Source organism: Mesorhizobium sp. P3_B5, assembly GCF_056402815.1.
This window is the reverse complement of sequence record NZ_JBFUGR010000005.1, coordinates 272,223-286,856: the sequence shown is the minus strand read 5'-3', so window position 1 is coordinate 286,856 and position 14,634 is coordinate 272,223. Positions and strand designations below refer to the sequence as shown.

15 protein-coding genes are annotated in these 14,634 nt (G+C 60.8%); 3 read left to right on the top strand and 12 right to left on the bottom strand.

Going from position 1 to position 14,634, the window contains the following annotated elements; genetic code table 11:
• Window positions 1-369 precede the first annotated feature (369 nt).
• Window positions 370-4,128, top strand: coding sequence for a vitamin B12-dependent ribonucleotide reductase (locus AC1DVW_RS15620; RefSeq protein WP_477324201.1), 3,759 nt, complete (start codon window positions 370-372; stop codon window positions 4,126-4,128).
• A gap of 70 nt (window positions 4,129-4,198) precedes the next feature.
• On the opposite strand, the gene AC1DVW_RS15615 is transcribed toward AC1DVW_RS15620, so the two are convergent.
• The 6 genes from AC1DVW_RS15615 to AC1DVW_RS15590 form a co-directional block, all read right to left on the bottom strand.
• A complete protein-coding gene (locus AC1DVW_RS15615; protein ID WP_477324199.1) occupies window positions 4,199-4,984 on the bottom strand; it encodes a hypothetical protein in 786 nt (261 codons plus the stop codon).
• Window positions 4,985-5,449, bottom strand: a complete 465-nt coding sequence (locus tag AC1DVW_RS15610; RefSeq protein ID WP_477324197.1) for a DUF488 domain-containing protein — start codon at window positions 5,447-5,449, stop codon at window positions 4,985-4,987.
• A 192-nt stretch (window positions 5,450-5,641) separates the two neighbouring features.
• The gene (locus AC1DVW_RS15605; RefSeq protein ID WP_477324195.1) at window positions 5,642-6,607 is read right to left on the bottom strand and encodes a DUF3592 domain-containing protein; all 966 of its coding nucleotides are present in this window, start codon (window positions 6,605-6,607) and stop codon (window positions 5,642-5,644) included.
• 171 nt (window positions 6,608-6,778) lie between these two features.
• A complete protein-coding gene (locus AC1DVW_RS15600; RefSeq protein ID WP_477324193.1) occupies window positions 6,779-7,216 on the bottom strand; it encodes a VOC family protein in 438 nt (145 codons plus the stop codon).
• Between the two features lie 101 nt (window positions 7,217-7,317).
• Window positions 7,318-7,926: a class I SAM-dependent DNA methyltransferase gene (locus AC1DVW_RS15595; protein ID WP_477324191.1), complete on the bottom strand. Its 609-nt coding sequence runs from the start codon at window positions 7,924-7,926 to the stop codon at window positions 7,318-7,320.
• Window positions 7,927-7,971: 45 nt separating this feature from the next.
• The gene (locus tag AC1DVW_RS15590; protein WP_477324189.1) at window positions 7,972-8,145 is read right to left on the bottom strand and encodes a hypothetical protein; all 174 of its coding nucleotides are present in this window, start codon (window positions 8,143-8,145) and stop codon (window positions 7,972-7,974) included.
• Window positions 8,146-8,250: 105 nt separating this feature from the next.
• On the opposite strand from AC1DVW_RS15590, the gene AC1DVW_RS15585 reads away from it, so the two are divergent.
• A complete protein-coding gene (locus AC1DVW_RS15585) occupies window positions 8,251-9,165 on the top strand; it encodes a LysR substrate-binding domain-containing protein (RefSeq protein ID WP_477324187.1) in 915 nt (304 codons plus the stop codon).
• Window positions 9,166-9,193: 28 nt separating this feature from the next.
• On the opposite strand, the gene AC1DVW_RS15580 is transcribed toward AC1DVW_RS15585, so the two are convergent.
• Together AC1DVW_RS15580 and AC1DVW_RS15575 are read right to left on the bottom strand one after the other, a co-directional pair.
• Window positions 9,194-9,697 carry a DUF2314 domain-containing protein gene (locus tag AC1DVW_RS15580; RefSeq protein ID WP_477324185.1) on the bottom strand — a complete coding sequence of 168 codons (504 nt, stop codon included), beginning with the start codon at window positions 9,695-9,697 and terminating at the stop codon, window positions 9,194-9,196.
• Between the two features lie 165 nt (window positions 9,698-9,862).
• Window positions 9,863-10,921, bottom strand: a complete 1,059-nt coding sequence (locus tag AC1DVW_RS15575; RefSeq protein ID WP_477324183.1) for a glycoside hydrolase family 25 protein — start codon at window positions 10,919-10,921, stop codon at window positions 9,863-9,865.
• 420 nt (window positions 10,922-11,341) lie between these two features.
• Here AC1DVW_RS15575 and AC1DVW_RS15570 point away from each other — a divergent pair, with 420 nt between their 5' ends.
• Window positions 11,342-12,256, top strand: coding sequence for a hypothetical protein (locus AC1DVW_RS15570; protein ID WP_477324182.1), 915 nt, complete (start codon window positions 11,342-11,344; stop codon window positions 12,254-12,256).
• Between the two features lies 1 nt (window position 12,257).
• Here the strand turns inward: AC1DVW_RS15570 and AC1DVW_RS15565 are convergent, their stop codons facing one another.
• The 4 genes from AC1DVW_RS15565 to AC1DVW_RS15550 form a co-directional block, all read right to left on the bottom strand.
• A complete protein-coding gene (locus AC1DVW_RS15565; protein ID WP_477269440.1) occupies window positions 12,258-12,455 on the bottom strand; it encodes a hypothetical protein in 198 nt (65 codons plus the stop codon).
• 116 nt (window positions 12,456-12,571) lie between these two features.
• Complete coding sequence (locus AC1DVW_RS15560; RefSeq protein ID WP_477242982.1) at window positions 12,572-12,970, bottom strand: GFA family protein; 399 nt, start codon at window positions 12,968-12,970, stop codon at window positions 12,572-12,574.
• A 148-nt stretch (window positions 12,971-13,118) separates the two neighbouring features.
• Window positions 13,119-14,069, bottom strand: a complete 951-nt coding sequence (locus tag AC1DVW_RS15555) for an alpha/beta fold hydrolase (protein ID WP_477324180.1) — start codon at window positions 14,067-14,069, stop codon at window positions 13,119-13,121.
• 26 nt (window positions 14,070-14,095) lie between these two features.
• The gene (locus tag AC1DVW_RS15550) at window positions 14,096-14,581 is read right to left on the bottom strand and encodes an SRPBCC family protein (protein WP_477324178.1); all 486 of its coding nucleotides are present in this window, start codon (window positions 14,579-14,581) and stop codon (window positions 14,096-14,098) included.
• Between the last annotated feature and the right edge of the window lie 53 nt (window positions 14,582-14,634).

Sequence of the window (14,634 nt, the reverse complement as noted above, 5' to 3'; positions counted from 1 at the left end):
GCCCGTTTACGAGGCTGGCGGAAGCGTTGGGATTGTGGGGGCGTGGGGGACGATAGGGCGAATTGTCGGACTGGAATAAATTGTCTGTTAACACTATATTTAGTGTTTGCAGGTAGGTTCGACGCTAGATAGTGTGAATTTCCCTCGGGTGAGGGAATCGACAAAAAATCAGTTTTGAGGGACCCGCAGGGTTCGTCGCAGAGTTGGACAGGCGCTTCGCAAGGAGTTTTGACCAGCAGGACGGCGGCGACTGTGAAATGGAGAGCCGGCTGTTTTCGAACGCCGGCAAACGGCGGACTGCGCGTTTCGCTATTGGGGGCAGAAATCCCCTGGGGAAAGCGCTATATATAGACAAAAGGGATCGGACCAATGCGCATCGAGCGGCGTTTCACCAAGCAAGGGCAATCGGCTTACGCGGAGATCGAATTCCGCAAGGCGCTTTCGGAGATCAAGAATCCGGATGGCTCGGTGGTGTTCCGCCTGGATAACATCGATGTGCCGGCTCAGTTCAGCCAGGTTGCCGCCGACATCCTGGCGCAGAAGTATTTCCGCAAGGCCGGCGTTCCCGCACGACTGAAGAAGGTCGAGGAGAACGACGTCCCCTCCTTCCTGTGGCGCTCCGTTGCCGACGAGGCCGAACTCGCAAAACTGCCGGAGGCCGAGCGCTACGGCTCCGAGATCGACGCCCGCCAGGTGTTCGACCGCCTTGCCGGCACCTGGACCTATTGGGGCTACAAGGGCGGCTACTTCAAGTCGGAAGAAGACGCGAGCGCCTTCCGCGACGAGCTCGCCTATATGCTGGCCACGCAGCGCGTCGCGCCGAATTCGCCGCAATGGTTCAACACCGGCCTGCACTGGGCCTATGGCATCGATGGCCCGAGCCAGGGCCATTTCTATGTCGACCCGTTCACCGGCAAGCTGACCAAGTCGAAGTCGTCCTACGAGCATCCGCAGCCGCATGCCTGCTTCATCCAGGGCGTGCAGGACGATCTCGTCAACGAAGGCGGCATCATGGACCTGTGGGTGCGTGAAGCGCGGCTGTTCAAATACGGCTCCGGCACCGGCTCCAACTTCTCCATGCTGCGCGGCGAAGGCGAAAAGCTGTCGGGCGGCGGCCGCTCGTCCGGCCTGATGAGCTTCCTCAAGATCGGCGACCGCGCGGCGGGCGCCATCAAGTCGGGCGGCACGACGCGCCGCGCCGCCAAAATGGTCATCGTCGACGCCGACCATCCCGATATCGAGGAATTCATCGACTGGAAGGTCAATGAAGAGCAGAAGGTGGCCTCGCTGGTCACCGGCTCCAAGATCGTCAAAAAGCACCTCGAAGCGATCATGAAGGCCTGCATCAACTGCGAAGGCCATGACGACGATTGCTTCGATCCGTCGATCAACACCGCGCTGAAGCGCGAGATCAAGGCGGCCAAGAAGAATGCGGTGCCGGAGAACTACATCTACCGCGTCATCCAGTTCGCCAAGCAGGGCTACACCTCGATGTCGTTCAAGACCTACGACACCGACTGGGATTCGGATGCCTACCTCACGGTTTCGGGCCAGAACTCCAACAATTCGGTGTCGCTGAAGGACAATTTCCTGCGCGCCGTCGAGCAGGACGCCGACTGGCACCTGACCGCCCGCAAGGACGGCAAGGTGCTGAAGACGCTGAAGGCACGCGACCTGTGGGAAAAGATCGGCTACGCCGCCTGGGCGTCGGCCGATCCGGGTCTGCATTTCAACACGACGATGAACGACTGGCACACCTGCGCTTCGGCCGGTGCGATCCGGGCCTCCAACCCGTGCTCGGAATACATGTTCCTCGACGACACCGCCTGCAACCTCGCCTCGATCAACCTTTTGCCCTACCGCAACGCCGACGGCACGATCGATATCGCCGCCTACGAGCACACGGTGCGGCTGTGGACCATCGTTCTCGAAATCTCGGTGATGATGGCGCAGTTCCCGTCGAAGGAGATCGCCAAGCAATCCTACGAATATCGCACGCTCGGCCTCGGCTATGCCAACATCGGCGGCCTGCTGATGACGTCTGGCATTCCCTATGATTCCGACGAAGGCCGCGCCATCTGCGCCGCCCTCACCGCGATCATGACCGGCACCGCCTACGCCACCTCGGCCGAGATGGCTTCCGAACTCGGCGCCTTCGCCGACTACGACCGCAACGCGCAGAACATGCTGCGCGTCATGCGTAATCACCGCCGTGCCGCCTATGGCGAGAAGCAGGGCTATGAGAAGCTCGCCGTCAACCCGGTGCCGCTGGTCGCTTCCGACCTGAAGCAGCAGGAGCTTGTCGAGCACGCCAAGGCTGCCTGGGACCGCGCCATCGAGCTCGGCGAGGAACATGGCTACCGCAATGCGCAGGCAACCGTGATCGCGCCGACCGGCACGATTGGACTGGTCATGGATTGCGACACCACCGGGATCGAGCCCGACTTCGCGCTGGTGAAGTTCAAGAAGCTCGCCGGCGGCGGCTACTTCAAGATCATCAACCGCGCCGTGCCGGAAGCGCTGCGCACGCTCGGCTATTCGGAAGCCCAGCTTGCCGAGATCGAGGCTTACGCTGTCGGCCATGGCAACATGAACCAGGCGCCGGCGATCAACCCCGGCTCGCTCAAGGCCAAGGGCTTCACCGATGAAAAGATCGCGGCGCTCAATGCGGCGCTGAAGTCGGCCTTCGACATCAAGTTCGTCTTCAACCAGTGGACGCTGGGCGCCGACTGGGTGAAGGAGACGTTTGGCTTCACCGACGAGCAGCTCAACGATTTCTCGTTCGAGATCCTGCCGGCGATCGGCTTCTCCAGGAAAGACATCGAGGCCGCCAACATTCACGTCTGCGGTGCCATGACGCTGGAAGGCGCGCCGTTCCTGAAGGCCGAACATCTCGCGGTGTTCGATTGCGCCAGCCCGTGCGGCAAGATCGGCAAGCGTTCGCTTTCGATCAACAGCCACATCCAGATGATGGCGGCAGCGCAGCCCTTCATCTCCGGCGCTATCTCCAAGACCATCAACATGCCGAACGATGCGACGGTGGAAGATGCCAAGGGCGCCTACATGCTGTCGTGGAAGCTGGCGCTGAAGGCCAACGCGCTCTATCGCGACGGCTCCAAGCTGTCGCAGCCGCTCAACGCCTCTCTGCTCGCCGATGGCGAGGAGGACGAGGACGATGCGGTCGAGCAGCTGATCCAGGCCCCGGCTTCACAGCGCGCCGTGCAAGTCACCGAGAAGATCGTCGAGCGCGTTATCGAACGCCTCTACCGCGACCGCGAGAAACTGCCGAACCGCCGCAAGGGCTATACCCAGAAAGCGGTCGTCGGTGGCCACAAGGTCTACCTGCGCACCGGCGAGTTCGACGACGGACGCATCGGCGAGATCTTCATCGACATGCACAAGGAAGGTGCTGCCTTCCGGGCGATGATGAACAACTTCGCCATCGCCATCTCGCTCGGCCTGCAATATGGCGTGCCGCTCGAAGAATTTGTCGAGGCCTTCACCTTCACCAAGTTCGAGCCGGCCGGCATGGTGCAGGGCAACGACGCCATCAAGAACGCGACGTCGATCCTCGACTACGTGTTCCGCGAGCTCGCCGTGTCCTATCTCGGCCGCAACGACCTCGCTCATGTCGACCAGTCGGACTTCGACAAGACGGCGCTCGGACGCGGCATCAACGAAGGCAAGGCGACGCCGTTCTCGAAGGGTCTTACCCGCGGCGCCTCGCCGGTCAAGCTGGTATCGGGCACCGAGCCCAAGGGCTTTGCCGGATCACCCGCCGCGGCCCCTGCCCGTGTCGCTCCGACTGCGTTCTCAGGGTCCAATGTGCTGGCGTTGAAACCAGCCAGCGACGAAGCCATCGCCTACAAGCGCGAGTATGAAGAGCGGGCCAAGGAGTTGATCGAGGACATCGTTCACGAAGAGGCAACCGACCCAACTGGGCTGTTCACCGACGAAGCGGCGAAAGAGGCGGCAGAGGCGAAGGCGCTTGCCTCTACCCGGCGTCAGCAATCCTTGATGCAGGGCTACACCGGCAACGAATGCTCGGAATGCCACAACTTCACCATGGTGCGGAACGGCACCTGCGAGAAGTGCGACACCTGCGGCTCGACGAGCGGGTGCAGCTGAGGAAATCTGAAGCGCTAAGACGTAACATCATCGGCCCGGTCGCAAGATCGGGCCGATCTTGCTTAAATCGTCAAAAAAGAGATTCTTGGACCTCGTCCTCAACCCCATGATCGAGCCGGATCACACCATTAATAAGCCATTGCGGATAGGCTTTGTGCGTCCCCATCGCGAGAACAAAACCTTTTCTCGAATACTCTACCCCAAATCTTTCAGTCATTTTTCGTAGCGTTTCTGTCTCGCCATACAGACGTTGCCACTTAAGAAAAGTGGCCTCTATCTCCCAATCCTGGCAAGTTCCTTCGCGTGATCCATCAACCGTTTCATATTTATATTTGAAAAGAAATGGAGCTGGCTTATACGGAACTAAGCTCTTACCCAAAAATCCGAACAGGCTATTAGCCTCTTGATCGTGCCACATCTGAAATCGCGCTTTCTCATCCTCAAACGTAGCGCGATCTTTTCTTTCAACCACGAATTCAGCGTTCCGCGGTCGAATGAGTGCCAGACTTCGACCTTCTTCTAGTTCGGTATTGAGACTCGAAACAACATGCCGGGCTAAGAATTGGGCACGTGATTTTTCAGACAAACTGCCGGTTATTACGAGAGACTTGTGCTCCAGCCTTCGGCTCTCGCTTCGTTGGTCGCCTTTAGGGAGGCTCCAGCCATACTCAATGGTATCCCATCGGCCAAACTTCTGAGCGTCTTCCAGGGTGCGAAAAGCTACCGGATATAGCCGAATCCAATTACCGTTGAAATCCAACCCTGCACAACAGACTAGCTCGCCATGAGTTTCCCCAACACGCGGCGCCGCCTTTACCAGAATCACCGCAGAGTCGCGTTGGGAGAGAGATGCCAATCACGCAGCCTTTAGACGAAAGCCTTTCGGTACACCAATGTTTTTAATTGAAGTCTTCTTAATTCGCAATATCTCTTCACAAATAATGGAACGATGGCAGTCTTTGTGGTCTCTTTCAAAACACATTAGGCAGATGTTCTTTGTTTCTGCCTGCAGTGCCAACTCACGGATTATTTTCCCGGCTGCCTCATTCGCGATATGGCCTCTGAAAATGCGCTCGAACCGCAGACGATCACCGCTTCGGGCAGCCAACCGCCCCTCTCTGGGATCACCAAGGATTTTTGTGTGCCTATAGTCGATCGCAGAGTTTTCGAGATGGTTCCTAAGCGAATTTTTGGAGAAGCCTGGTTTTCTTGACAGAGGTAAATCTCTCACGTCGACAAGCAATTCGACCTTCGCTGCCTTTAGTACGGATACGAAGTCGTCAATTTCAGAACCTTCATAGCCAATCGTTAGTAGCGCCATGGGACATCTCGTTGTCTGTTATGATGGTCATAGGCGATGAAACTTGTCCGAAGCGTGACGCACGATCAATCATTAGATCGCACGTCAGGGCCTGCGGTGCGGTCATGTTGGTTTTGGCGAGCATCTACTCCGCCGCGCTGCGATGCAGCTTTGGGGTTTCGCCGGGCTTGATGCTGAAGGCATTCTAGCACCTCAGACCAGCCCGACCAGCCAAGCAGCACCACCGAGAAAACCAGCCGAACACACCCACAGCAGCCAGAGCCCGCGCACCCGGCATTCAAGCACCGCCGAGGCCGGGTTGGCGGGATCATAATGGACGTCGACATTGCTGCCCTCGACATAGCGCCGCGCCTGGCCGCTGACGAGGCCGGGCAGCGACGCCGTCACGTTGGCGCCGAAGGTGACGCGGTCGGCGGTGTAATTTTGGCCGGCGACGCTATAGCTGTAGACGATGCGAGACCGGAAGACGGTGCGCCAGCTTCGATAGATTCCATGGGCGCGGAGCGCCTCCAGGCCTGACGCATCGATACGCCCAGTGGCGACCGGCCATTTCTTCGCCCGCCGGGCGATCACTTTATGGGCGATGCCCATGAGCAGGATAACCAGGCCGATGAACAGCAGCAGCACGGCTGGGCCGAGATTCTCAGGCTTGGGCAGATGCGGCCGGATCGCGTCCAGCACGCCGCCGACGAAAAATACCAGCACCACCGCGCCGATCACCAGCCCGGCCGAAAGCTTGACCATGAACTTGAAGGCGCCATCCGGCAGGGTGCGCTCTATCACGGCTTTGCTCGGATCGGCCGGATTGTAGAAGACGGTCACTTCGGCGCCGCTCGGAAACTGCGCAAGCGTTTCGGCGACTTCGAAATTCCCCAGATTCTCCTTCACGCTGTAGCGCGAGCCTCGGAAGGTCTTTTTGCCCACCTTGTATTCGAAGGTGATCGCCGGAAAATTGCGGATTTCGGTGGCATCGTTGCTGTCCACGCCAACGCCCGAGACCCTCACCTTGCGTGCCTCGACGCGTGACGAGATGATCTTTCCCGGCGTCGGCAGCCAGTGGCTCAGCGCCCTCACCTCCCGCCATTTCACGAAGGTGATGAGCGACAACACGCACGCCACCACGCAGGCAAAGCCGACCAGCAGAAACTTGATCTCCAACTCGCCTCCGATGCCCAACGGTGCAGGAGCTGCAAATAGACATCAAGGCAGCGGCGATGTCTATTTGCGAGCTCATCGGGCTTGGCGAGAACACAACCCACCGTCGAGGATGCATCTCGACCAGGCTGGGCGGCCACGGACGCGCTCGTATTGCGCTCAGCTGGGTTCTGCTCAGCTGAGTTCCTGGGCGAGTCCGATGAGAAGCCCTTCAGGCCCACGGATGTAGCAGAGCCGATACGCGTCCTTATACTGGACGACTTCGCCGACGAGCTGCGCACCGCGCGTGCGGAGCCTTTCAAGCGTGTCGTCGATGTCGTCCACGGTAAACATGACGCGGAGGTAGCCCAGGGCGTTGACCGGAGCGTTCCGGTGATCTGCGACGACAGGCGGCCTGAGGAAGCGGGAGAGCTCGAGCCGGCTGTGGCCGTCCGGTGTGCGCATCATGGCAATTTCGACATGCTGATCGCCCAGTCCAGTGACACGTCCGGCCCATTCTCCTTCGATCGTGCCCTGCCCTTCGAGCTCGAGGCCGAGTTCGCGAAAGAAATCAATCGTCGCCGCGAGGTTTTCGACGGCGATTCCTACGTTGTCCATCCGCTTGAGCGCCATGTGTCCAATCTCCAAGCTGCTGTCCACATCAGAAGCTTGAACCATGGACCGCCTCGAACCGCCACCCCGTTTTCAAACTCAGAAGCAAAGTCCGCGCCGCGTCATGACGGTTTCACGGCCAGGAACGTGTTCCATTCGTCGGTACCGCGTCCCACGTTGAAATCGTCCCTGATAAGCACCAGCCCGGCGGCTTCGATGCGGGCCGCGAAGTCGTCCCTGCGCCAGTAGACCATATGATATTCGCCTGATGTCTCGCCGTCGCCATTGCGCATCGAGACGAGGAAGGCGCCGCCTGGCCGCAGCGAGCCGGCTATCTTGGCAAGCACCTGGTCGGTCTGGTCGCGCGGCACATGGATCAGGACGGCCAGGGCCAGAACCGCGTCATAGGGGCCGCCGAATTCGTCGGTGATGAGATCGAGCAGCTCACCATGTTTGCCGCGCGCGGCCTGCAGCTCGAGAAACCGCTTGGTTGCGTCGGTGCGCCGAACCTTGACGCCCAAACTCTCCAGAAAATCCGCGTCGTATCCCGCTCCCGACCCCACTTCCAGAATCTGGCCGCTTGTGCCGGCGATCGCCACTAGGCGCTTTAGCGATGCCTGCTCTCTCTCGTTGGGAACATGCCGCACGATTGCATCGTAGCGCTCCGCATAGTCCTCATAGGCACTGATCGTTTGACGGCTCTTCGCCAGATCCTGCGATGACGCGCTCATCTTCCCTCCCTTGCATTCTACGTCGGTCAATGAGCCCGATTTGCCTCAGCGGATGCTGCCGTTGGGAACGTGTCCGTCGAGCATGCCGATATCGCGCAGGAAATGATCCGACAGGCAACGATGATCGAGCAGGCCACGCTTGCGGGGCCTGAACGGAGCGGTGAAGAGGTCGAGCATCGGACGACGAAGCGAGTTGTAAAGAGCGATGGTGGTGGTCATTGCCGTATCCTCCAGGGGTTCGATCTGATGACCAGAGCATGCCGTTTTCCGGTCTTGGTTTCCAATCGAACGTCGCGTAGCATGCATCAGGAGGATTGATGCATCATGGGTTGGGAGTTGCCGCCACTAGGCGCTATCAGGGTGTTCGAGGCCGCGGCGCGGCTGGGCAGCTTCACCAAGGCAGCCGAGGAACTCGGCATGACCCAGTCAGCGGCAAGCTATCAGATCAAAGTGTTGGAAGAACGTGCCGGAACGCCGCTTTTCATAAGGAAAATAAGGCAGATCGCCCTGACGGAGGCCGGACAACAACTGGCGCCGCTGGCAACCGGCGCGTTCTCAGCTTTGGCGGATGCGTGGCTCGCCACCAAGGGTGGAGCGACCGGGGTGCTTTCCGTCACGACGATGGGAACGTTTGCGTCGAACTGGCTGGCTGTCTGGCTTGGAACATTCCAGCTGATGCATCCCGATCTCGCCGTGAAGGTGGACACGTCGTCCCGGCTGGTCGATTTCGGGCGCGAGGACATGGATATCGGCATTCGAACCGGCATTGGAAAATGGCCCGGTCTGACCGCCCATTATCTGTTCAAGGCGGACTACACGCCGATGCTCAGTCCAAGACTGGCCGAGAGCGTCGGTGGCATTCACCACCCCGAGGATCTCTACAAGGTGCCGCTATGCGGCCCTGACGATCCCTGGTGGAAAATCTGGTTCGAAGCAGCCGGCGTGCCCTTCGATCCCGATCGTGTCATCGCGCGTCCGGCGCTTGGCGGGCAGGCCTATGATGCGATGGCGGCAATCACCGATCAGGGCGCTGCAATCCTCACCCAGAACCTCTACAGCGCTCTGCTGGCGAAGGGACAGCTGATACAGCCCTTTGACATCGTCGGATCCGACGGCGACGGCTATTGGCTGGTGCACCTGGAAAGCCGCCGCAACACACCCAAGATCAAGGTGTTCCGCGACTGGGTGCTGGCCCAGACGGCAGTCATACGCGAGCGCGAGATGCGCGCAGCGCGGTAGTGCTTTCAGCGCGCGGTGACGGGCCGCCTCAATCCTTGAAGGTCAGCCCGTACTTTGCGACCTGCTCCTTGGGCATATCCGCAAACGCCTGACGTGTGGTGTAGCCGCCATAGATGACGTTGCCGTCCTTGACCATCCAGTCCTCGACGTCGGCCTCGGCCACGGTCATCCGGTCGCCCAGTTTGTACTTGTTGCCGTTGACCGGAACGTCGGCGAGCAGACCGATATACGAGCCGTCGCTGTAGCCGACCAGCTGCAGCCAGATATGCTCGGTGGCGCCGTTTTGCGTCAGCGGAAATTTCACCGTGTAGGTGCCGGGCGTGCCGGCGGCGATCAGTTGGTGGAAGCGCGGCAGCGTCGAGCGGCCGTTCTTCTTGGCGGCCTGCATCGCCTTGTCTTCGGTGGAATAGGAGACGACGTTTTGCTTCGACTCCGCCAGCGAGGTGTCGGCGCCCGGCATGTGGCCGAGCGAGTTGAAAAACCCGTAGCCGACGCCGGCCACAACAGCGATTGCCACGACTGGATTGCGCATTGACCCCTCCGAAACCCGATCACGGGCACGTTACCGGAAGGCTGTTGCGATAGCGCTAAAGGACAAAGTGAGCGGATCGTTAGCGAAACACTGAAAATTCAAGCCAAGGCGACCATAGGGCCGCCGGCGCGGGCGCTGCCGTCATCAGCCTGCGTCGCGAGGCGTTCAGTCGGCGTCAGCCACCATCTGCCGTCCGCCCGCCCATGCGCGCCAGGCATTTTCATCGCCATGGAAGACATTGAGGTCGATGCGGCCGCTCACCCCGTGCGACAGGCCGGAGCCGGAATACTGCCAGAACAGCCATTTGCGGCCGGGGTAGACTTTTGAGGGATGCCGCGCCACCGCACGCAGCCAGAACGGGTAATCCAGGAAGGCGCCCTGTAGATTGTCGCGGTAGAAATCGGGGCTGGTGTAGATGATGGGCCGCTGGCCGTAGTGGCGCTCCAGTCTGTCCATGAACACCTGCATCTTCTCCAGCACTTTTTCGCGCGACGGGCGCCGCTTGCAGCTGGATTCGCCGTTCCACTCGACGTCGATGACCGGCGGCAGCGCGCCGTCCATTTTTGGCACGTTGCGGATGAACCAGTCGGCCTGCTCGCCGGCCGTGCGGCACCAGTAGAAGAAATGATAGGCGCCGCGCTTCAGCCCGGCGGCATTGGCATTGCGCCAGTTCTTCATGAACATCGGATCGAGATGGTCGCCGCCATCGGTCGCCTTGATGTAGGCGAAGTTGGCACCCTGTGCGCGCAGCTTGTCCCAGTTGATGTTGCCCTGCCAGCGCGAGATGTCGACGCCGTGAACGGCCAGTCGCCTTGGCGATACCTTGCCGAAATTGATCGGCTTGGCGTCACGAAAGCCGTAGCGTGTTACCGGCGAGGCCAGCATCGCGGGTGCCGCCCGGCTCAGCCGCTTCGGCGGCGACATCAGGGCAATAGGCTCGGCCTGCGGTTCGGCGCTCTCCTGCGGCGCTGGCGAGGGCGCGAGCATGGCCTCTTCTTCCTCAACCATGGAAAAGGGTGGCGCATTGTCGGCCACAGCGTCGGACCGCATCGGCGCGAGAACGGCCGTCTCCACCGGAGCCGCCGCGACCGGCACGCTTGGCCGCACGACCGAACTGGTGGTTTCGTTGGACGGCATTTGCAAGGCATCGACGCCTGCCGTCGACGAGCAGCCGGCAAGGCACAAAGCCGCGACCGAGAAAATGACGACGCCTGATAACCGCATCTGGACCTGTACGCAGAACACAACAGACCGATGGCCAACACTCGCCGCCGGACAAAACTGGCTTCGATTACTAACGAGAAATTACCAACAAAGTTTGAATCAAATATTAGCCATAAGGTGGCTCTCCCTTCTCCCCTTGTGGGAGAAGGTGGATCGGCGCGCAGCGCCGAGACGGTTGAGGGGTGTTGGAAGGATCGCCGTCATTGCCAAGCTGGAACACCCCTCATCCGACCGAGCTTCGCTCGGCCACCTTCTCCCACAAGGGGAGAAGGGGGAGCCTGGCGCCCGCATCTCGGCAAATTTCCAGCGGTGGCATTGGCATCGAGGCCGATGAGTCCCCCAATCCCGCTTGACAACTTCCGTGTTAATATTACTCTGCGCTAACCTTACATCGTAAGGTAATGAATCGGGAGGAAGCCCATGTCGTCCGCCGCTCTGTCCGAATTGCAACCCGTCGCCCTGCCCGAACCGCATCAGCCGGCCATCGCGATGGAGGACGTCTCCCGCGATTTCAGCCGCGCCATCGAACGCGCCGAGGTCAATGCCTGGCTGGACCTTTACCAAGCCGCTCCCGCCGACTTTGCCGCGCGGCTCGGACTGACGATCGCCGAAGACGGTAATCTCGTCTGGACCACCTGCACGGCAATCCCGTTCATCCATTTCAACTGCGTCAAGAATTTCGGCGTCGACCGCCCGGCCACCGAGAGCCAGCTTGACGCGCTGTTGGCGCAGTACCGCGCCGCCGGCATTGCGAGGCCATGGTTCTATGCCAATCCGCACACCGAGCCTTCTGCACTCCGATGCTGGCTCGAGGCGCGCGGCCTGCAGCGCCTGAGCGGCTGGGAACGGATTTTTCGCGAGGCAGCCCCTCTGGCGGCTGAACCGCTTTTCCCGATCGAGGGCGTGTCGGTCGAGCGCGTGACGTCTGCAACGGCAGGCGAATGGGCTGGCTTCATCGACAGCCAGTACCGGCTGCCGACCTCACCATGGCTCAAGGCGCTGGTCGGCCGACAGGGTTGGCATCATTACATGGCGCGGCGGGACGGCGCGGTCGTGGCTGTGCGCTCGCTGTTCATCGGCGCTGACGGCACGGCCTGGAGCGGCATCGACGCGCCGGTGCCTGGCATCATGGCGCCAAGCTTCGATCTCGATGCCATGCTTGGCGAAGCCATGGTTCGCGACGGCCTTGCGGCCGGCGCGAAACTGTTTGTCGCCGACATCGAGGCGCCGCACCCCGACCGCGACGGTCCGGCCTATAGCAACTATGCGCGGCTCGGTTTCAAGCTGGCCTATTTCCGCAGCCATTACAGCTATTTGCCGGCAAACTCCGGCTGACCTATCTGCCCAGCCACTGTTGCAGGCAGGTCTTGGCGACGACATGCGCCGGTGGCACCAGCGGCCCATAGACGGCGGGGCGACGGGCGCGTTCAAGCAAGATGCGCACCTGTTCGGGTTTTACGCGGTCACGCTCCATCACCAGCAAGACCATCGGATCGCTCAAAAGCTCGTCCAGGGTGTTGATGCTGTCGCTCATCCGTCGCCTCCTCGAATGCCGGCCCGCAGCCGATAGATAGGGAGACAATCATGGCCCGCCAATGACGCTTTGCCGGCTATGTCGTGACTATTTGGATTAAATTTTGGTCATGCGATTCAGTTCGGCGGCGGCGCGCCTTCAAATTGCGGCAGGCCGTCGTCGAGCTGCACCCAGGGCTGCTTCGAGGCGGTCCACATATGCATCTGTGGCTTGAACAGCTTGGGATCGTCGAGCGAGCCGGTGGTGATGCCGATGATGCCGGCGGACTCGCGTCGCGAAAACATCGTCGTGCCGCAGCTGGAGCAAAAGCCGCGCTTGAGGTCGGGCGAGGTGTTGACCGTCGCCACCGCCCCGTCGATCGTCACATCGTCGACGCGAAACAGCACGCGGGCATTGAAGGCCGCGCCAATCACCTTCTGGCAGAGCCGGCAATGGCAGACGCGTTCATTGATCGGTGCAGCATCGGTGCGGTAACGCACCGCGCCGCACAGGCACCCGCCCTGATATCCAGCCATCGCCCGGTTCCGTTTTCCTGAGGAAGCTTAGAGGTAACGGCAGGATTGGCCCGGTCAATTGAAAAGCTTTGATGACGGTATCACCTGTCGTGATGGGAATGGGACCGGCCGCCCTTGGGGGACGGCCGGCAACCGTTTCCGGTGATGGTTATTCCGTTTCGCTGACGACCTCGTCCCAGGTCTTCACCTTGGTCTCGCCATCGAGGAAAGGCAGCGCCGCGGCGGTCAGTTCCGGGGCGAAAAAGACGTCGTAGTGGGTGCGATTGGGCAGTATGGCCAAGCGGTTCTGCGACAGGTTCTCGCGCATCCAGCCGGCATCCTTCAGTCCGCCGCCGAGCATCTGGTAAAACTTGATCTCATGCTCGGGCCGGTACATGTCGCTGTCGCCATAGACCAGCATCACCGGCATCTTCAGCTTGGTGACGTCGGCGGAATAATCGTAGTCCTTGCGCATGAAATTGCCGAGTGCATCGAGCAGTTTTGGGAAATCCTGCGGATGCGGCGCCACCGCGATGTAGGATTTGTACATCGGCGTGTCCTTCATGAAATCGGCGGCGGCGGCGCTGACTTGCGCCTGCTGGCCGCGCATCTCGGCATAGAAGCCGTCGGCTGCATAGCCGGTCGAGACCAGGACAAGCCGACGCACCGCTTCGGGATGCTGGACGGCCATGCGGAAGGCGACGCCGCCACCCAGCGAATAGCCCATGACATCGACCTTGTCATAGCCGAGTGCCTTGACGATCGCAGCCATGTCGTCGCCGATGGCTTCCAGGCCGAACGGCCGCTCACCAAGCGCGGTGCGGCCATGCCCCTGCAGGTCGACGGCGATCACCGTGCGATGCTCGGCAAGCCTGGGCAGGATCGGTGCGAACATATCGATCGTGCCCAAACCGCCATGGAGCAGAAGCAGCGGCTCGCCCTTGCCGTAGACGGCGTAATAGTAGTTGAGGCCGTCGATCGGCAGCAGGCCGGACTTTTCCGGCTTCGGCAAGGTTTTGGTCTCGGTCGTCATGGTGGTCTCCTCTGCATTGGTGGTGGCCGGTGAGGCAAGAAGCGCTGCCGCCGCGGCAAGGATGGCGAAAAGCAAGGTTCTGGACATATCGATCTCCTCCCGTCTTGTTGGCATCAAAGCGTCTTGGCGAGATCTTCGAGCTGGTCGGTGCACTGCCCCCAGCCGTCGTGAAAACCCATCTTTTCGTGCTGTTCGCGGTCGGCGACGCTCCAGTGCCGGACCCGCACCGTGTAACGGGTCTTGCCGGCGCCCTCATCCTCGAAGGTCAGCACAACGGTCATGAACGGCTTTTCCGAGGGATCCCAAGCTGTGGTGTAGGCGTCGGTGAAGACGATCTTGTTGCCGGGGATGACCTCGAGAAAGACGCCGGGGTTGGGGAATTCGTGGCCGTCGGGGCTGGCCATGACGACCAGGGTGGAGCCGCCGGTGCGCACGTCCATCTCGGCGCGCGGCGTCGTCCACGGTTTTGGCGCGAACCATTGCGTCACCAGCTTGGGGTCGGTCCAGCAACGATAGACGTTTTCGCGCGGCGCATCGATGATGCGGGCAAGTGCCAGTTCGCGGTCATTGCCGGGGGCGATGTCGAGCTTGGTGGTCATGATGGTCTCCTCGGATTGTTCTGGGTTGTGCCCCAAGGACGGGCCAACGGAGC